General features: G+C 37.1%; 20 protein-coding genes. 10 read left to right on the top strand and 10 right to left on the bottom strand.

The features are described 5' to 3' along the window. Nucleotides 1-48: 48 nt before the first annotated feature. The 3 genes from IGK01_RS05885 to IGK01_RS05875 form a co-directional block, all read right to left on the bottom strand. The gene (locus IGK01_RS05885) at nucleotides 49-1,026 is read right to left on the bottom strand and encodes a tyrosine-type recombinase/integrase (RefSeq protein ID WP_438840563.1); all 978 of its coding nucleotides are present in this window, start codon (nucleotides 1,024-1,026) and stop codon (nucleotides 49-51) included. A gap of 181 nt (nucleotides 1,027-1,207) precedes the next feature. Then, a complete protein-coding gene (locus IGK01_RS05880) occupies nucleotides 1,208-1,546 on the bottom strand; it encodes a metal-sulfur cluster assembly factor (RefSeq protein WP_019723739.1) in 339 nt (112 codons plus the stop codon). A gap of 247 nt (nucleotides 1,547-1,793) precedes the next feature. Then, a complete protein-coding gene (locus IGK01_RS05875; RefSeq protein WP_034691361.1) occupies nucleotides 1,794-2,723 on the bottom strand; it encodes a YitT family protein in 930 nt (309 codons plus the stop codon). Nucleotides 2,724-2,897: 174 nt separating this feature from the next. Here IGK01_RS05875 and IGK01_RS05870 point away from each other — a divergent pair, with 174 nt between their 5' ends. Next, entirely contained in the window at nucleotides 2,898-3,392 is a 495-nt protein-coding gene (locus IGK01_RS05870) for a YajQ family cyclic di-GMP-binding protein (RefSeq protein ID WP_019723741.1), read from the top strand. Nucleotides 3,393-3,450: 58 nt separating this feature from the next. On the opposite strand, the gene IGK01_RS05865 is transcribed toward IGK01_RS05870, so the two are convergent. Further along, a complete protein-coding gene (locus tag IGK01_RS05865; RefSeq protein WP_438840562.1) occupies nucleotides 3,451-5,799 on the bottom strand; it encodes an ATP-dependent DNA helicase in 2,349 nt (782 codons plus the stop codon). A gap of 315 nt (nucleotides 5,800-6,114) precedes the next feature. Here IGK01_RS05865 and IGK01_RS05860 point away from each other — a divergent pair, with 315 nt between their 5' ends. The 3 genes from IGK01_RS05860 (at nucleotide 6,115) to IGK01_RS05850 (ending at nucleotide 8,456) form a co-directional block, all read left to right on the top strand. Continuing rightward, the gene (locus tag IGK01_RS05860; protein WP_010735633.1) at nucleotides 6,115-6,741 is read left to right on the top strand and encodes an MBL fold metallo-hydrolase; all 627 of its coding nucleotides are present in this window, start codon (nucleotides 6,115-6,117) and stop codon (nucleotides 6,739-6,741) included. 23 nt (nucleotides 6,742-6,764) lie between these two features. Beyond that, complete coding sequence (locus tag IGK01_RS05855; protein ID WP_010735634.1) at nucleotides 6,765-7,469, top strand: histidine phosphatase family protein; 705 nt, start codon at nucleotides 6,765-6,767, stop codon at nucleotides 7,467-7,469. 153 nt (nucleotides 7,470-7,622) lie between these two features. After that, nucleotides 7,623-8,456, top strand: coding sequence for an undecaprenyl-diphosphate phosphatase (locus IGK01_RS05850; protein ID WP_010735635.1), 834 nt, complete (start codon nucleotides 7,623-7,625; stop codon nucleotides 8,454-8,456). 115 nt (nucleotides 8,457-8,571) lie between these two features. Here the strand turns inward: IGK01_RS05850 and abc-f are convergent, their stop codons facing one another. After that, a complete protein-coding gene (gene abc-f / locus IGK01_RS05845; protein WP_438747924.1) occupies nucleotides 8,572-10,155 on the bottom strand; it encodes a ribosomal protection-like ABC-F family protein in 1,584 nt (527 codons plus the stop codon). Nucleotides 10,156-10,662: 507 nt separating this feature from the next. Here abc-f and IGK01_RS05840 point away from each other — a divergent pair. Next, nucleotides 10,663-10,995: a PadR family transcriptional regulator gene (locus IGK01_RS05840; protein ID WP_019723123.1), complete on the top strand. Its 333-nt coding sequence runs from the start codon at nucleotides 10,663-10,665 to the stop codon at nucleotides 10,993-10,995. Continuing rightward, nucleotides 10,992-11,948: a permease prefix domain 1-containing protein gene (locus IGK01_RS05835; protein WP_010735639.1), complete on the top strand. Its 957-nt coding sequence runs from the start codon at nucleotides 10,992-10,994 to the stop codon at nucleotides 11,946-11,948. The genes IGK01_RS05840 and IGK01_RS05835 overlap by 4 nt, the downstream gene beginning before the upstream one ends. A 181-nt stretch (nucleotides 11,949-12,129) precedes the next feature. Here IGK01_RS05835 and IGK01_RS05830 read toward each other — a convergent pair whose 3' ends face one another. The 4 genes from IGK01_RS05830 to IGK01_RS05815 are packed head-to-tail and all read right to left on the bottom strand — an operon-like array spanning nucleotide 12,130 to nucleotide 14,374. Next, nucleotides 12,130-12,369, bottom strand: coding sequence for a hypothetical protein (locus IGK01_RS05830; protein ID WP_010735640.1), 240 nt, complete (start codon nucleotides 12,367-12,369; stop codon nucleotides 12,130-12,132). A 22-nt stretch (nucleotides 12,370-12,391) separates the two neighbouring features. Continuing rightward, entirely contained in the window at nucleotides 12,392-12,718 is a 327-nt protein-coding gene (locus IGK01_RS05825; protein WP_438747921.1) for a hypothetical protein, read from the bottom strand. Between the two features lie 2 nt (nucleotides 12,719-12,720). Further along, nucleotides 12,721-13,959: a lipase family protein gene (locus tag IGK01_RS05820; protein WP_224434679.1), complete on the bottom strand. Its 1,239-nt coding sequence runs from the start codon at nucleotides 13,957-13,959 to the stop codon at nucleotides 12,721-12,723. Next, nucleotides 13,946-14,374 (bottom strand): DUF1310 family protein, encoded by a 429-nt coding sequence (locus IGK01_RS05815; protein ID WP_438840561.1) that lies wholly within the window; start codon nucleotides 14,372-14,374, stop codon nucleotides 13,946-13,948. Before IGK01_RS05815 ends, IGK01_RS05820 begins: the two co-directional genes overlap by 14 nt. 434 nt (nucleotides 14,375-14,808) lie before the next feature. Here IGK01_RS05815 and IGK01_RS05810 point away from each other — a divergent pair, with 434 nt between their 5' ends. The 4 genes from IGK01_RS05810 to rpsT all read left to right on the top strand — a co-directional run bounded on the left by IGK01_RS05810 (nucleotide 14,809) and on the right by rpsT (nucleotide 16,581). After that, complete coding sequence (locus tag IGK01_RS05810; protein WP_010735644.1) at nucleotides 14,809-15,264, top strand: DUF441 domain-containing protein; 456 nt, start codon at nucleotides 14,809-14,811, stop codon at nucleotides 15,262-15,264. Between the two features lie 70 nt (nucleotides 15,265-15,334). After that, the gene (locus IGK01_RS05805; RefSeq protein WP_010735645.1) at nucleotides 15,335-15,460 is read left to right on the top strand and encodes a hypothetical protein; all 126 of its coding nucleotides are present in this window, start codon (nucleotides 15,335-15,337) and stop codon (nucleotides 15,458-15,460) included. Between the two features lie 195 nt (nucleotides 15,461-15,655). After that, nucleotides 15,656-15,925 (top strand): hypothetical protein, encoded by a 270-nt coding sequence (locus tag IGK01_RS05800; RefSeq protein ID WP_010735646.1) that lies wholly within the window; start codon nucleotides 15,656-15,658, stop codon nucleotides 15,923-15,925. Between the two features lie 401 nt (nucleotides 15,926-16,326). Continuing rightward, nucleotides 16,327-16,581 (top strand): 30S ribosomal protein S20, encoded by a 255-nt coding sequence (gene rpsT, locus IGK01_RS05795; RefSeq protein WP_010735647.1) that lies wholly within the window; start codon nucleotides 16,327-16,329, stop codon nucleotides 16,579-16,581. 114 nt (nucleotides 16,582-16,695) lie between these two features. Here rpsT and holA read toward each other — a convergent pair whose 3' ends face one another. After that, complete coding sequence (gene holA, locus IGK01_RS05790; protein ID WP_041684194.1) at nucleotides 16,696-17,742, bottom strand: DNA polymerase III subunit delta; 1,047 nt, start codon at nucleotides 17,740-17,742, stop codon at nucleotides 16,696-16,698. Nucleotides 17,743-17,772 lie beyond the last annotated feature (30 nt).

Below are 17,772 nucleotides of genomic sequence, written 5' to 3'. Positions count from 1 at the left end.
TAATTATACCTTTTTAAAAATACAATAACAATTGAACGTTCGATTTATTTAAATCGTCTGCAATGGTGAAAAATTTACCGCTTTACTAATTTCATCTTCAATATTTAAACTTCTTAGATAAACTTCCGTTGTTTTAATTGAAGCATGTCCTAATAATTTCTGAATTCTATAAATATCAGTGCCATTACGAACCAATTTTTGAGCAAAATAATGTCGAAAACTGTGTGGACTTACCCGAATAGATTTTCTAATCTTGCATTGATTTCCAATTTTTATGATTGCTCGTTCAGCTAAAATATAGTTGTATTGTTTGCCTTCTCTTGTTAAAAATACATAATTGTCTATATTCTCTATTTCATTATATTCAAAAAAGGAATTTGCTACTCGCTTGTATTTTATATATTCTTTGTAAATCAACGGTGAGCAATGAACAATCCTATCTTTCTTTCCTTTAGCATTTTCAACAAATAACTCTTTATTAGTGATGTGAACATCTTTTAAGTTCATTACCTCATTAATCCTAAGTCCTGTATCTACAAGAATAAGCAAGAGCAAATAATCTCTTTGATTCGTGAATCTAGTTTGATAGCCAGTATGTTGCTTATCCATTTTCTGAGGTTTAAAGAAAGTTAACTTCTTTGCTACTTTCAACATTTCTTTGATTTCCATATTATTAAATGTCTGAATAATTACCTTACGCTCTTTTACCCACTTAACACGCATACAAGGGTTTCTATCGTATCGGATATAATCTTCATCTACACAATACTTAAAATACGCTCTGATGCTTCTTAGATGGCTATTCACATATGTTTCAGCACAGCCCTCTTCTAATTTCAGCAACATGAATTGACGAATGCTTTTTGGTGTCACGTCTTCAATAAAGTATATCTGCTCTTTTTTCAAAAATTCAAAGAACAGTTTCAAAAACTTCTGATGCTTCTTTATCGTCTTTTGTGAGATTCCTCTAGCTTTTTCATTGAATAACATTTCTTCTAATAGTTCCTCTAACCTGAAATTTTTCAAAACAAAAACTCCCTTATCAACTTTTTCTAAAAGTTAATAAAAGAGTTCAGAAATTGTCTTCTCATAAAGTATGGTATCCGTATCGAAAATGACCACATTTTATCTGGTATCCGAAGTCCGAAAAATCGGCTTAGACTACATACTAAATGAGTGAGAAACGCTGTTAAATCAGCACTATTTCCTATCTAATTCCTAGAGCAATCCGTGCATAACGACTCATTTTATCGGTTGTCCAAGCGGGATACCAGACTAATTTGACTTCTGCTTTCGACACTTCTGGCACTTCTTTTAGTGCATCATGGATCGATTCAGTCAAGATATCAGCTAACGGACAGCCCATCGTTGTCAAAGTCATTTTAACAACGGTATCTCCATTTTCAGGGTCAAATTCGATTTCATAGATCAAACCTAGGTTCACGATATCGATTCCTAGTTCTGGGTCAATCACCATTTCTAACGCGGTGAGAATTCGCTCTTTGATTTCATCTACTTCTTCAGCAGACCATTTTTGTTCACTCATTCTTCGGATTCTCCTTCTCACAATTTTTGTTTATCATACCTTTTTTTAAGAGGTTTGTAAATATTCATTTGGCTAGCAAGGTCTGGACAGAAGTCTTTCACCTCAAAAACTAAGGTGACAGCTACGCAAATTGTTTTTCAAATTTTTTTATAGATCCTCTTAGTTCCTAAGAACTTTTTCTTTTTCCACCAGTTATTCGGTTCAAAGGTGACAAACAAAGGGGTAGATTTGTTTGCCTATTACTTTTTTATTTGCTTTTTGCCTTTTTAGATGCATGTTTGATTTCAGGAAGAACCCCTGTTGAACGATACATTTTTTGTTCGTTTTCATTGGCAAAGCGACCAAAAACGGAATGCGTTGGTAAAATATTGATGAACGCATCTTCATCGATCTCATGGACGATTTGATCAAGATCATACATTTCGTAACGTGTGATGACCATCATGATCATTTTTCCTTCACGTTTTGAATATCCACCAACTGAAGGTAAGAGAGTCATCCCCCGAACCATGCGTTGCGCAATTTCAGCAGTCACTTCTTCAGGTTTCACAGTGACAATCATGGCGGTCACTTTTTGGTGACTCGTATGGATCGCATCGATGACTTGAGTCATTGCATAGATCGAGATGATTGTATACAAAGCACTTTCCCAATTAAAGAGGAAGCCAGCTGCTACGACGATAATGCCATTTAAAATCAGCATATAGTTTCCTACGGTTTTCCCTGTCGTTTGAGAAAGAACCAATGAAATGATGTCCATTCCACCAGTCGTAAAACCCATTTTTAGAGAAATACCGACACCGACGCCAAGTAAAACACCACCGACTAATGCATTCATCAGTATATTATCTGTTACCTGTCCTGTCGGTAAAACTGTCGTCATGACTGACACACAAACAACGTTGATGAAACTAAGTACAGTTGCGCGTTTTCCGACTTTTAAAAAGCCTAGTATAAATACAGGAATATTCAATAGAAAAATAAACGTTCCAGTATCGACATCTATATGGACCCATTCAGATAATAGTGAAGCAATGATTTGGGCAATCCCGTTCATTCCTGCAGAAAAGACGTTGGCTGGAATCAAAAAATAATTCAATGCCACCGCTGCAGACAAACCGGTCATCAAGATAACCACTATTTTCTTAAGATTTTCGTTTCTTTGATAGACAGTCATGAATCTGCTCACAAGCACCTCTCCTTTTCAAGTTTATTCCAAATGTAAGAATAACAGTTTCTTCCAGAAAATAAAATAGCGACTACTTAAATGAGAAGAATTTTAGTAAAGATGTCACAAAAAAAATAAGCCTATGCTACAATAAAAGAAAACCGAATGAACGAGGAGGACATTATGGCAAAAGATGCAAGTTTTGATATCATTTCAGAAGTATCTGTTGAAGAAGTAAAAAATGCAATCCAACAAACCACGAAAGAATTAACTAACCGTTTCGATTTCAAGGATTCAACGGTTGAGATCAAGTTAGAGAATACAAATAAATTAGTTGTGCTAAGTGACGATGAATTTAAAATCGAACAAATCAAAGATGTTTTGTTTGGAAAATTGAATAAACGCAATGTGCCAATCAAAAATATCCACTTTTCTGAAACGGAACACGCTTTAGGTGGTAAAGCACGCCAATCTGCTGATCTAGTCAATGGGATCGACCGCGATAATGGCAAGAAGATCACGACCGCGATCAAAAATGAAAAACTAAAAGTGAAAACACAGATCCAAGAAGACCAGATCCGAGTAACTGGTAAAAATCGCGATGATCTACAAGCTGTGATCGCACTTTTAAGAAAACTAGACTTGCCGATCGAATTGCAATTTACAAACTACCGTTAGTTCATGGGTACTATTGAGATATCACTAAAAAAGGACAAGCATTTTGCTTTGTCCTTTTTTAGTGGTCTTGCCAAAACTGATGGATAGTTTGTGATAGTGCCTCAACTGTTCGAACTTCTTTTGCTTGGTGCCAATATGGCGGGAAAAGTTTACGATAATTTGATGAGACAAAGCGTTGATCTGCTAAAAGCACAATGCCTTGATCTTCCATATCTCTGATTACTCGCCCAGCTGCTTGCAATACTTTATTCATTCCTGGTAACTGGTAAGCATAAGCAAAACCTAGTTGTTCTTTTTCATCATAGTAAGATTTGATCAACTCTTGCTCATGATTCATTTGTGGTAAGCCCACACCAACGATCATACTACCAATCAAGCGTGATCCGCGTAGATCGATTCCTTCTGAAAAAATGCCGCCAAGTACACAAAAGCCTACTAATGTTTCTTGCGGTTCGACTATAAATTCTGCTAAGAAATCTTCTCGTTCTTGTTCATTCAACTGGGTTCCTTGGATAAGTGTGCGAGTCGAAGGGTAAGTTTCTTTGAACACTTCGGCGACTTGGTCCAAATATTGATAGGAAGGAAAGAAAATCATATAATTGCCCTTCTTCCCTTGAATGAAACGTTGAATCGTTTCGACTAAACGTGGCATACTCTGCTCTCTTTTGCGATACGTCGTTTCAAGATAACTTGCTATAAGTACTTGTTGATTCTCAATTGGGAATGGACTAGGTAAGCGATACGCTAAACTCTCTTTGCCCCCTAATGTTTCTTGATAATAAGAAAGTGGTGAAAAACTCGCAGAAAACAAAAGACTACTCCGTCCTTTATTCAACGATTGTTCTAAAAATAAACTAGGATCGATGCAAAATTGCTTCACGATCAAATCATGGTAACTTTTCTCTACAGTTGTTTCATAGTGATCGTCATAGAATTCACTGATTTTTAAAAAATGATTCAAGTCAAAATAAAATCCTAAAATTTGCTCTTGCATCGGGTGTTCAGGATATTCAGCCAACCATTCTTGAATAAATTCACCGAGTTGAAACCCTGCGTTGATCAATGAATCTGCTGGGGCTTTTTGATGATGATAGTTCCATCCTTCTTCAAGAGCAATTTCTTGGATCTGATCAAAAGCTTTTAAAAGACGATTCCATCGACGACGTAGTTTTTTAAATTCCTTCGGGATCTCTCCATAGACTTTACGTGCTTTTCCATAAGATAACTCAGCAGAATACATTTCTCTTGAACGATTGACTAAATTGTGTGCTTCATCGATCAAGAAAAGATGATCTTCATTTTTCTCTTCATCAAAAAATCGTCTCAAGTAAACCGTTGGGTCGAACAGATAGTTGTAATCCCCGATGATCACGTCACACCATAAACTGACATCTAAAGAGAGTTCAAATGGGCATAAGGTATGTTTCTTCGCATATTTCTCAATTACCTCACGAGTAATCTGGTTTTCGTGGTTTAATAAATCCCATAACCCCTCGTTGATTCGATTATAATAGCCATTGGCATAAGGGCATTGGTCTGGATTACACGTGGTCTCATCTAAGAAGCAAATCTTATCTTTAGCTGTCAAGGTCACACTTTTTGTCTCAGCCCCAACATCTTTTAAAGCTGCTAACGCATCTTCAGCCACATGTCTCGTAATGGTTTTCGCGGTTAAGTAAAAAATACGTTCTCCTTCATCTTCTCCGATCGCCTTTAAGGATGGAAATAATGTAGAGATCGTTTTTCCAGTACCAGTGGGAGCTTCCGCGAACAGTTTTTGTTTTGTCCGGATCGTTTTATAGGCAGCAACTGCCAGTTCCCTTTGTCCTTTACGATACTCTTCGTATGGAAACTTTAGTGCCATCAATGAGGCATTACGTACCGTACGCCAATTTTGCTGAAAAATCAGCCACTCTTGGTAATCCTCGGTCAGTTTTTTAAAAAACACTTCCAGTTGTTCTCTCGTCTGATGTTCCACTTTCCGTGTGATGACTTCTTCTGTGGTTTGATAATAGGTTAGCTGGAGGTTGATCTCCTCTAAGTTGTTTTCTTGACTATAAATATAGGCGTACACTCTTGCTTGATGAAAAAACAATTCGACTTGTTCGGGTTCTAAATCTTCAAAGCGTGGTTCCGACGTTTTAATTTCGTCGATGTGGTACACACCATCTTTTTTGAAGATACCATCTGCTCGTCCTTCAACGATCAGTTCATAAGGATCAAGCTGTACACTGGTTTGTAAGAACACTTCTTTTTGATACTCTTCGCCTGCTTCTTTTTGGAGCTTGCGGTGGATTTTTGCACCTTCCAAGGCGGTATGATTACTTTTCTTTCGATTATCGATACTTCCGCGACGCAAGATGAACTCGACTAAGTGACGGACGGATATTTTAGATTTTTTCACCATGGTCGCCTCCTTCTTGTATTAGAGTACCGCAAAATAGACCGTTTCGCAAAAAACAAAAACACCCTGCTCGGATAAGCAGGGATATAGGATATAGAATTTGGATTTTTGGATACACTCAATGTAACAAGAGTAAATGAAAAATCAATGAAAATTTTCTATTCTTCCGTTTAAAATTTTTAAACACTTTTCATATAATCTGACAATTCAGATAACTGATGTTATAAAAGTAGACACTTTTGTTTCTGATCCATATTTGCGTTATACTTATATCGAACGATAGAAGAAAGAATTTTTAAAAGTTGGAGGTTTCCTTTTATGCATGTTTTACAATTAAAAACTGGAACAATCGAGGAAAACTGTTACCTTGTCTACAACGACGAAGCGCTTCTGATCATTGATCCAGGAGCTGACGCTGAAATGATCCAAGAACAAATCAAGAAGACCCAGCAACAACCTGTCGCTATCTTATTGACTCATACGCATTACGACCACATTGGCGCTGTCGAAGCATTGAGAAATACCTATGACATCCCTGTCTATGTCAGTCCATTAGAACAAGAATGGCTTGGAGATCCCATCTTGAATCTCTCAGGACTTGGTCGCCATGATGATATGGATAATATCATTGTTTCTCCTGCGGAATATGAATTTGAAATGAAACAATACCGTCTTGGGAATATGTCATTTGAAGTCGTTCCAACACCTGGTCATTCAGCCGGTAGTGTTAGCTTTATTTTCGATGACTTCGTGATATCTGGAGACGCACTCTTTAAAGGGAGTATCGGTCGCACCGATCTCTACACCGGTAATTTAGAGCAGTTACTCTATAGCATCACGACACAGCTTTTTGTTCTACCAAATGAATTTGTGGTCTATCCTGGCCATGGAGAACCAACAACGATTGAACACGAGAAAAAAACAAACCCATTTTTTAACGCTTAATCAAACTTAGGAGGTCGTTCAACATGAGTGAAACAACCCTGTATATCGTCCGTCATGGTAAAACAATGTTCAATACGATTGAACGTGTGCAAGGCTGGTGTGACACACCATTGACGAAACAAGGACAAGAAGGTATCCATTTTTTAGGTAAAGGTCTAAAAGATATCGATTTTTCTTACGCCTATTCAAGCGACAGTGGCCGAGCAATCGAAACGGCACGGATCGTTTTAAGCGAACATACAAAAGGGAAAGAAATTCCTTACTTTATTGATAAACGGATTCGTGAATGGTGTTTTGGTTCGCTAGAAGGTGGCTACGATATGGAGATGTGGGGTGTCATTCCTCGTGTACTAAATTTTCAAACATACGATGAGATGTTCACCACAGATGTGACCTTTGAACAAATCGCTAATGCCATCTATGAGACGGATACTGCTGGCTGGGCGCAACCTTATGCCGAATTAAAAGAACGTGTCTGGTCAGGTTTTGAAGATATCGCCCATCAGTGTGAGAAGAACAATGGTGGCAATGTTTTAGTCGTCTCCCACGGCCTAACGATTGCTTTTCTTCTTAGCTTGATCGATCCTTCTCAACCAGTTCGTGCTGGATTGTTAAATGGTAGTGTCACAAAAGTAACCTATAAAAATGGTCGTTTTTCAATTGAAAGTGTCAACGATACCAGTTATATCGAACAAGGAAAACAACAGACAAGAGAATCATTTATGTGATGAGTCATTGAATAAGTACATTGAAGTCTTTTGATTTCAGTGTACTTTTTTTTAAGTCCTTTATTTTTGTATGAATCTCAAAGAAACAATTTGGCTTTGGAAACAAAGAACGGTATACTAAATGTTGTATTTTAATTGGGAAGGAAGGAATTTATGTTTTTTGCAAATATCATAAAAGCAGCGATTCTAGGAATCATTGAAGGAATCACAGAGTGGCTGCCAATCAGTAGTACAGGACATTTGATCTTAGCAGATGAATTCATCAAGCTTGATGCGAGTTCACAATTCATGTCGATGTTCAATGTCGTGATCCAATTAGGAGCGATCTTAGCCGTCGTTGTTTTGTATTTCCACAAGTTGAACCCTTTTGCTCCTAGCAAATCCTCGAACGAGAAAAAAGATACGTGGGTTTTATGGTCAAAAGTACTTGTTGCTTGTGTGCCAGCAGCTATTATTGGTTTATTATTGGACGATTGGTTAGATGCCCATTTTTATAAATTTTTACCAGTAGCGATCGCCTTGATCGTTTACGGTATCGGTTTCATCATTGTTGAAAAGCGAAACAAAAATAAAACACCTCGTTGGTCAAACCTGAATGATTTGACTTTCCAAGCAGCGATTCTGATTGGGGCTTTCCAAGTCTTGGCTTTGATACCAGGGACTTCACGCTCCGGCGCTACGATCCTTGGAGCAATCCTGATTGGTGCTTCCCGCTTCGTTGCCACTGAGTTCTCATTTTTCCTTGGCATTCCAGTGATGTTTGGTGCCAGTGGATTAAAGATCGTGAAATACCTTGCTGATGGCAACAGCTTCCAAATGGAAGAAACAGTTATTCTTTTAGTAGGTACTGTGGTTTCATTCATCGTTTCGATTTTTGCGATCAAGTTCTTGATCAACTACTTGAAACGTAATGACTTTACTGTTTTTGGCTGGTATCGTATCATTCTAGGGATCATCTTGATCGGTTACTGGTTCATCGCAATGTAATTTGATATGCTCATCGCAAACCAGCTTAATGATTGGTAAGCGCAACAACAAAACAAAATAGTAGTAAGCTCACGCATCGCTGAGCTTACTACTATTTTTTATATACTTTTTTGAGCTAAAATGAATGATCCTCATACAACAACTTTTCGATTTTTTTATCTTTCACTAATAAGATCTGATCGAAATTCTTTCGCAAGAAATAGCGATCATGAGTAACTGCTAAAATGGTACCGGTAAATGTAGACAATAATTCTTCGACTTCTTCTCTTACATAGATATCCAAGTGATTGGTTGGTTCATCTAGGATCAATACATTGATTTTCTTTTGGAACAGTTTCAAGAGGTACAGCCTTACTTGTTCTCCACCAGAAAGATCTTTGATCCTTTTAGCAACATCCCCACTGAAGAATCCAAAATTCGCTAATACTTGTCGTGCTTTCTGTTCATCAAGTATCAGGTATTTAACATAATTCAATATCCGTTGTTCTGGTTGTTCAAACGTTAAGCGTTGAGGTAAATAGCCAATTGACAAACTTGCGCCAGTTTTAATGGCCCCTTCATCTACTCCTATTTCCCCCATCACTACTTTTAATAGCGTTGATTTCCCAGAACCATTCTTACCTAATATGGCGATCCGCTCACCACGATAGACCTTAAACGAACTATCTGAAAACAAATATTTTTTACCTACTGTTTTCTTTATATTTTTGGCAACCCACACTTCTTTCCCCGACAGATCATCTTGACTGATTGTAGTTAGTTTTTTGCGGGGGACCTTAGGCGCATTTATCAGTATCATTTTTTCTAATCTACGCTCGATTTCTTTTGCTTTTTTAAAGAATGCTTCGTTGTCTCCTTCATTCCCCCATTGGCGATAGCGTCGTATCATTCCTTTCAATCGTTTGATTTCTTTTTGCTGAAGTTCATGATTTTTTTGAAGTTCCTGTATCCGTTGTTTTTTCAACGTCATGTAACGACTATAATTTCCCGAATATTCGATTATCTGACCGTCCTCGATCTCCATGATTTTTTTGACTACATTGTCAAGGAACGCACGATCATGGGAAATCACGAGGAACGCACAATTTGTCAATCTCAGATATTCTTCTAACCATTGTACGGAGTCGAGATCAAGATGATTGGTTGGCTCATCTAATAGAAGGACATCATTTTCTTGTAATAATACTTTGGCTAATTCTACTCGAATACGTTCGCCTCCGCTTAATTGACCGAGCGGTGTTTCAATTTGTTCTGCAAGGTCTAATCCTTTCAAAACACTCGTGATCCGATCTTCTAATCCATATCCGCCCATCGTCTCAAATCGTTGCTGCAAGTCGCCATATACTTTCATGATATGGTCCAGATCTTCCGTTGCGATACACATTTTTTCTTCATAGTAATTGAGTTGTGTTTGCAATTCTTGGATGTCTTTGAAGCTTTGATACACATAGTCAAAAGTAGCGATTGAGCCATTTTCCATTTTCTGTAGAATATAACCAATCGACAGCCCTTTTTTCCTACTAACTGTCCCTTCATCAACACCTTGAGATCCGATCAACATTTGAAGAAGAGTTGTTTTCCCAGTTCCATTTTGTCCGATCAATCCGATTTTGTCTTGCATATTGAGTGTGCAACTCAAATTTTCAAAAAGAGGTACGTCACTATAATTTTTACTGATCTTATTCGCTTGAATATACATTTTCTCGCTACTTAAGACCAATCAAAAAAGCCATGAAGAAATTCATGACCTGTTGTTATTTCATTTATCTGGTACTTAGCTAAAAATGGAATAAACATATTGAATGGTCATTTATTTTTGATTGGTTTTTCTATTTTTAAGCGCACTGATGCCTTGGATAGAAAATACAAAAATAATTGCATGACTAAAGCTAATATGATATCTAGAATAATTATCTGTTTCTGTTATTTTAGTCAAGCTGCCCATTAAATATGTCCCTCCTTTTCATTATATTTATATCAATTGTACCAAATCACTCATAAAAGCTCAAATGAGACTAAAAGAAATAAACATCTAGACTGAACATTGCTACATTTCTACATGTATTGTCTCTACTGATCGATTTCTACCAAAAAGACTCAGATCTAAGACTGAATTCTAAGTAATTCATTTTATTTACTTTACCTGTCGTAGTAATTGTTTTATAATTATTACGACAGATGTAGTAATTATAAAGGAGGCGATCGAGTGATATCAAGTGATGCAATTCGTGGGTATAATGATGCCATCATCTTATCGATTCTTTCCAAAGAAGATTCCTACGGGTACGAAATCTCTAAACAGATTCGCGAGGGAACTGATTCAATGTATATCATCAAGGAAACAACCTTATACTCCGCGTTTACACGCCTAGAAAAGCAAGGGCTGATCCTTTCTTATCCTGGCGAAGTCACCCATGGCAAGAAACGAACGTATTACCGAATCAGTAGTGCTGGGAAGAAATTATTAGAAGAAAAAAAAGACGAGTGGCAGCAAACAAAAATCGTTGTTGACCGTTTTCTACAAGGAGGAGAAACATGAAAACCATTAAGGATTATCTAGATAGTTTATTTTTAAATGTACCGAATACACCTGAAACAAAAAAAGCCAAAGAAGACCTATTGGCAATCATGGAAGATCAGTATCACGGATTATTAGAAGAAGGAAAATCAGAGCATGAAGCCATTGGTGCAGTCATCAGTGAATTTGGTTCTATTGATGAGATCCTCCAAGAATTGGAACTTTCTCGGTCCTCTTTTGACGAAGAAGTCTGGGAAAACGAGATTGAACTCGATGAAGTGATTTCATTTTGGAACCAAGTCCGTCGTTTCTCCCTTTTTCTTTCAACAGGAATTGCTAGTTGTATCTTAGCTGTAGGAATGCTCTTATTTTTTGCTAATGGTATTAGCGAGATCATCGGTTTTTTGGCAATGTTTCTTCTGGTCGCTTTAGGCGTTGGTTTGATTATTACTACAAGTTTGAGCTATTCAGCTAGTAAGAAGAAACTAAATGATCGACCCTATTCACAACAAGTAAAAATCGAAGCAAGACAACAAACAGAAGCCTATGCGAAAAGTTTTCGAGTAGGACTAGTTTTCGGTATCATTTTATGTATCCTTTCGGTCACACCTATCTTGACGAATAGAGCCTTTGGCTTACCGATTGGATTCGCTTTATTACTTTTCTTTGCTTCCGTGGCACTCGGCGTCTTCTTTATCGTCTACGTCAGCATCATCTACACTTGGTTTTCAAAAGTCGCTGAAGGCACGTTCTTTATCTCAGATGAAGATGAGCCAGGACCACGAGCATCTCAACACATGTACGGAGACTCAGCAAAAGCGATTCGTTTATTTGAACGTTTATACTGGCCGGGCATCTTCATCGTTTACATGGTTTGGTCCTTTATGACCCGAAGCTGGGCTTACTCTTGGCTCATCTTTGTACTAGGCGGTGTATTAGAAGACTATTTTCTTGAAAGATTGAAACGTAAATAACTTCTCAATCGCGGTCGGGGCAGAATTGTTTAGCCTCAAGAAATAAGGCGCAATCCACGAAAATTGTTTTTCAGATTTTTATGGATTGCGCCTTATTTTTCGAAGAGGTTACTTTTGTTCCCAGCGTTTACTCAGTTTAGGTAGTGCGAGAGGATGGATGTTCCAGAGATTTTTCTGTTTTCTAACTAAAAGCTTTTGTTATGTCTTTGACCACGTTCGTTGCCTTATCGACCCATTCTCCTTTTGCCGCATCAGTTAAGCGATCGGTATACTGTTTTATCCTATCTTTTAATTCTTGGTTTGTGAGTTCTCGCGTGACTTGGATCGTCTTCTTCTTTGTATCTGAACTGGCACGGCTATGACTAGCAATAAACCAAGAAATCAATGCTTTTTCTAGTCCCCTTATTTGCTCATCAAACATTGCTCTCTTTCCCTTCCATTGATTAATTTTTATGATTTAATTTAGCTGACTGATAGTTTTGCTGATTTTCTGCTAATTCGTCTTCAATCCTATGTAATGCTTTACGTACAAGATATTGCCCTTCTTCGCTTGCATCATTGATCAAGCGATACGCGATACGAGGATCGATAGTTCCTCCGTCTGAAAATATTCGTTGAGTCAGCGGGATTTTTTCTCCTAATTGATCTAAGTAGCGTGTAAATGAACGTTTTTCTGCTTCAAGATACGCTATTTTATTCTCTAATTCATCTTTCTTGCGCCAATAATCTTCTTCGATTTTTTTCATTTCTTTCGACTCATTATTAGCCATCACTAAAATGTTCCTTTCTTGAATTGGCTCGCTAATTCACTATCCAATTGTATTTGCTGATCAATCGTCTGATTGATTGGGTAGATCAGATCTTCGTAACTTGATTTGATCGAGCGAAGTTGATTCAACGCCGCTTCATAGTCAGTAACTGGTTCGATTAGTACGTGTTGTCGAGTCACCCCTCCTCGCTCTAACGCTTCTATTTGTTCCATTTCTGTAAGATTGCTTCCATATGAACGCGCATTAGCGATTGTATCTTGCCACAGTTGATTCGCCTGATCGATGCCTGTTTGATAGACCGTCATCAGTTCAGTGATTTTTTCATCAATCGCTGTCTTCATTCCTGAAACAATGCTTTTCGCTTGAACTGCATCCAGGTAAACTTCTTTAGCTGCCGAAATTCCCCCTGTTTGTCCGCTCCATTCACTTTTAATACTAGCAATTGATCTTTTTTTCAATCGTCTTTGATACTCAGCTAATACAGTGCCACTGCTATTCGTTGTTAATAAAGAACCATCTTCCTCAAATTGGTAACCTCCCCACATATGTTGATCGATCGTGCGCCTCAAGCCCAGCCGTTCAGATAGTGGATAAACGATCTGCCCAACTGCCTTTTTGCCTCCCCCATATCCAATCGCAACTAAGTCTTTTGAGTCAATGTAATTCAAAAGACGATACTCTGCGGTCAAATAATCCGCTTGCCGTTTTTGCTCAGGCGTTAATACCTCATAGATATTCGGTCCCTGATACACATAGCCATAAACACGATCCGCATCACTTGAAGAAATACTCGCTAACGCATATTGCGCATTCATTGATCCTAAAGAATGACCATATACATAAAATTCAGCATTTGGATAAGCTTCCAATGTTTGTTGTAGTGTTGTCGCAGAAGATTGAAGCTGAGGCATCGCTGCTGCCCCACCACCATTGATCACCTGAAAAGCTGTAAAAATATTATTGTACTGCCAATCTAATTTGGTATCTAATGAAGAATCAAACGACGAACCACGATATAAAACCATGACTTCTTTTACGCTTTCCCTTTCGCTAAGAGATGCTGATAAGGGAACATATTTGTCGGTAATGATAAATGATTGTTCGCCGGTGATTTTGCTGTTGATGTGGGAGACGTAACCGATGAACTCTTTATCCTCGTTTTTAAAGAAAGGCTCTTTTAAGCGCAAAGTTTCATATTGTTGCTTGGCTATTCCAACCTTTTCTTTTTCAGTATTCTTCACTATCTTCCCCTCCTTTTTTTAGTAATTCATATAGGTCAGAAGTAGTACGCACAATATCATTTTTTAGCTTACTTAGCTCCCCGTTTATCTGATTTCGATCTAGTAGATTAAAAACAAGTAACTTATTATTATCATTTATAATTAGAGGTACACTAATCCCACCCATTGGATTTCTCTTGATATTTTTATAATCAATTTTATAGTTTTTTATCACTCCTTCAGATGTCAACGCCTTAGAGTCCAGATTTTTCAATGTTTTCTCCAAAACGATTTTTGCTTCTTCACTATTCACAACTCGAATCATTTCTTCTTCTAACTTCAAATGGTCCATATACATTGTTCCTCCAATCCATAATAGGCATATGCCAGTGATGATCAGTACGATTTGGCGCTTCTTGATCGGTTTTCGCTTCATAAATGACCTCCTTTTTTATTATGTCTATCATAATTTTGTTGTAAGCAGTACGTCACAGCTTTTATGTATGTTTAATTGATCAATCAGTGTATGGAATGACATGCCACATAATCTTCTTCTCTTTTTCCCATCTCCTCTTATTTAATTACGCCATTTCAACTGACTCTCACAAACATTCACCCTTTCTTTTTTATATATTTTTGATCTGTTACTTTTTCACATCAAGTATACATGATAAATCAGACACTCTATTCTTCACCTCATAAAAACATGTTTTGACATCATCAACGTAGGTATTTTTCTCATTTTGCCTTTTCGTCTAATTCTTCGTACCTTTTTGTTCCTTCTATGGTCGATCAAATATTTTGCTAATGACTCTTTTGCATCGTATTAAAAAAATGGTATGATGAATAATTAGAAAGTGAGGTTTTTTGATGGAAAGTTGGTTATTTCTTGGTTTGATCATGCTGGTAGCCGTCCTTGCTAAAAATCAAAGTCTGATGTTAGCGACTGGTTTTATTTTACTTGTTAAGTTTATTCCTGCATCAAAAGATTTTTTGACATGGCTCCAAGGGAAAGGAATCAATATTGGCGTGACGATCATTACTGCGGCGATTTTAGTGCCTATTGCTACAGGTGATATTGGTTTAAAAGATTTGCTTGATGCGTTCAAATCACCTATGGGTTGGGTAGCGATCTTCTGTGGTGGCTTAGTTGCTGTATTGTCGTCTAAAGGCGTTGGCTTGATTGCGACAGATCCACAAATCACTGTGGCTTTAGTTTTTGGAACGATCTTAGGCGTTGTGTTCTTAAAAGGAATCGCAGCGGGCCCTGTGATTGCTTCTGGAATCGCCTATTGCATTCTCCAATTGTTTTCTTTTAATAAATAATGATGCATCTAGTGGTTGAGAAAAGGATAATTTTTTTGTTCGTGGTATACTAGTTTTGAGGTGATCGCATATGCAAAAACTAAAATATTTCTTTGGGACTGTTGGATGGTTTTTATTGGCTGTTCTATTGATTATTGGATTGACCTACTTACTATTTCCTGATTTAATCCAAAACGTCTTTGATGCCAATTTTTAATATACGTAACTATTTTTTTAAATATCTATAAAAAAAGGCGAAAAACTTGAAAGATCTTGGGATTATTCAAGTTCTTTCGGCTTTTTTTTGGCTTGGTGCTTCTTTTTTGTTATACTAAGTGTAAGTGCACCTCTTTTATGCAGGAAATTTTAAAAAAAGTGCGAAATGTTTGATTTAGAAGAAAGGAAGACGCTCGTGGAAACTTTTGAAGGTCTTTTGATTGATACGTATGTTTTACAAGAACAACCAATGATGTTGACTGGTTTGAATCTCCAACTTGAAGATCGGGTAATCAATTGTCTAATTAAAGATCGCTACTTGGCAAAATATGTTTTACGTTTACCTTTAAACAAATATGTATTGGAAGTTAGCGGAAAATGGAATCGTCGAAATCAATTAGTCATCAAACGAATGATGATCAAAAACATCGATGAATACATCAAAATCATTGGAACACCCGAATAGCTCCTTTTCATGCATTCTAATTAGTTATAAAATAACTAAACTATGTTAACGTTATGATTCATTGATTTGAAGCAATCGTATCCCTTTTCAAAAAAAACTTTGCAAACGGTTGACTTTGTTATATACTATTTCAGTACCAAACATCCCATTCAATTATTTATTTACCAAGATAAATTAAACCACGTTTGGTTAAGCGCTCGTTGTCTCCCACAACAGCGCTTTTTCTTTTGTTTTTTTGTTTTTCTGCCACTCATAAATCCACGCTCTCTGATATTTCTTACGTGTTAAGGAAAAAAACTTGTCATGTTGATATTGCAATGCGCGCTCGCATTAGGTATAATAATGAATGTTGAATTATGCGGTAACACGCGTAAGAACTTTACTTATCGGAGGTGAAACAAATGCCAAACATTGAATCTGCAATCAAACGTGTTCGCACAAGCGAAAACGCGAATGTAAAAAATTCATCTCAAACTAGTGCTATGCGTACTGCAATCAAAAAATTTGAGGATGCTGTAGCTTCAGGTGCTGACAACGTAGATGCGTTATATAAAGACGCTGTTAAAGCGATCGATATGGCTGAAACTAAAGGTCTTATCCACAAAAACAAAGCAAACCGCGACAAATCTCGTTTAAGCAAAAAAATCGCTAAATAAGGAAATCGGCCACGGCCGGTTTTTTTATTTCCTTTTTCTATACACAAATACACACAGTTTGGCTGATCCCTTTGATGATCAACCGAACTGTGTGTATTTGTGTTGCTATTGTTTTTATTTATTATTTAATCTTTCAGCTGCCTGAAACACAAATAATTGGAAACTCAATTTCTTTTCGATCTGTCCACTTTTTACTTGATAGTCCATCTCGACTAATTGGTCGAACAATTGGACTAATGTTCGTTCATCGAACTTCCTAACTTCTTGCATTGCCAATTTTACCCGATAGGGATGGATTTTCAAAGTTTCCGCAATGTTTGCTTGTTGGTACCCGATTTTGACTAAAAATTTCGTTTGGAGATACAATCGTAGTTGGGAGAGTAGGATCGCATTGATCTTGATGATCTCTTCCCCTTGTGTGACTAAATCTTCAAATAATCGCAGGGTATGTTCCGTATCTCCAGAAAGCATATATTGTGTCATGTCAAAGATATTATGTTCCAATGTCTTAGGCACTAATTGTTCGATTTCTTTCGCAGAGATTGCTGATTGATTCTGTCCATATAACATCAATTTATCTAATTCTGCCATCATTTTTGATAAGTCTAAATCAGTCAATCGTAAAAAAAGGTCAATTGCTTTACGATCTAGAGTAAGCGGTGTATTTTCTAATGTATTCAATAAATACTGTCGCACTTCTTTTTCATTCAATTGCTGAACATTGATCGATATCGCCGTTTTCTTCAATTGTTTCGTGACTTTTTTTCGTTCATCTAATTTTTCATAAGGCGCAAAAAAAACGAGTACGGTTGATTCAAGCGGTTCTTTTAAATAGTCTACTAAAAGATCTGTGTTTTGTTCGATACTGTTGCTGTTTTTTTCACCCGTCAAAAAATAAGGGTTTTCGACAAAAACCACCCGTTGATCACCGAAAAACGGTAAGGTTTCTGCTTCAGCGATTACGTCATCGATCGTTGCTTGAGTCATATCAAATCGCAGAAAATTAAGGTCATCTTCTCCTGATATTTGTATTTTCTTGAGGATTTCTGTACGCACTTGGTCTTGTAAAAACTTCTCAGTTCCTAAAACGAGATAACAAGGTGCGAGCTTTTCTTTACGAATTTTTTGTAGTTCAACTTGGATACTCACATCTCTCACCACTTTCCAATTTATCCTATCACGAGAAAACAA

It is taken from the genome of Enterococcus sp. AZ080 (assembly GCF_051714945.1).
Classification (GTDB): Bacteria; Bacillota; Bacilli; order Lactobacillales; family Enterococcaceae; genus Enterococcus_B; species Enterococcus_B pernyi.
This window is presented reverse-complemented; position numbering and strand designations above follow the sequence as displayed.

What these genes read in the sequence shown, in the direction of transcription:
- IGK01_RS05880 (WP_019723739.1), bottom strand. Translation starts at nt 1,546, where the DNA reads ATGAGTGAACAAAAATGGTCTGCTGAAGAAGTAGATGAAATCAAAGAG.
- IGK01_RS05875 (WP_034691361.1), bottom strand. Translation starts at nt 2,723, where the DNA reads ATGACTGTCTATCAAAGAAACGAAAATCTTAAGAAAATAGTGGTTATC.
- IGK01_RS05870 (WP_019723741.1), top strand. Translation starts at nt 2,898, where the DNA reads ATGGCAAAAGATGCAAGTTTTGATATCATTTCAGAAGTATCTGTTGAA.
- IGK01_RS05865 (WP_438840562.1), bottom strand. Translation starts at nt 5,799, where the DNA reads ATGGTGAAAAAATCTAAAATATCCGTCCGTCACTTAGTCGAGTTCATC.
- IGK01_RS05860 (WP_010735633.1), top strand. Translation starts at nt 6,115, where the DNA reads ATGCATGTTTTACAATTAAAAACTGGAACAATCGAGGAAAACTGTTAC.
- IGK01_RS05855 (WP_010735634.1), top strand. Translation starts at nt 6,765, where the DNA reads ATGAGTGAAACAACCCTGTATATCGTCCGTCATGGTAAAACAATGTTC.
- IGK01_RS05850 (WP_010735635.1), top strand. Translation starts at nt 7,623, where the DNA reads ATGTTTTTTGCAAATATCATAAAAGCAGCGATTCTAGGAATCATTGAA.
- abc-f (WP_438747924.1), bottom strand. Translation starts at nt 10,155, where the DNA reads ATGTATATTCAAGCGAATAAGATCAGTAAAAATTATAGTGACGTACCT.
- IGK01_RS05835 (WP_010735639.1), top strand. Translation starts at nt 10,992, where the DNA reads ATGAAAACCATTAAGGATTATCTAGATAGTTTATTTTTAAATGTACCG.
- IGK01_RS05830 (WP_010735640.1), bottom strand. Translation starts at nt 12,369, where the DNA reads ATGTTTGATGAGCAAATAAGGGGACTAGAAAAAGCATTGATTTCTTGG.
- IGK01_RS05825 (WP_438747921.1), bottom strand. Translation starts at nt 12,718, where the DNA reads ATGGCTAATAATGAGTCGAAAGAAATGAAAAAAATCGAAGAAGATTAT.
- IGK01_RS05815 (WP_438840561.1), bottom strand. Translation starts at nt 14,374, where the DNA reads ATGAAGCGAAAACCGATCAAGAAGCGCCAAATCGTACTGATCATCACT.
- IGK01_RS05810 (WP_010735644.1), top strand. Translation starts at nt 14,809, where the DNA reads ATGGAAAGTTGGTTATTTCTTGGTTTGATCATGCTGGTAGCCGTCCTT.
- IGK01_RS05805 (WP_010735645.1), top strand. Translation starts at nt 15,335, where the DNA reads ATGCAAAAACTAAAATATTTCTTTGGGACTGTTGGATGGTTTTTATTG.
- rpsT (WP_010735647.1), top strand. Translation starts at nt 16,327, where the DNA reads ATGCCAAACATTGAATCTGCAATCAAACGTGTTCGCACAAGCGAAAAC.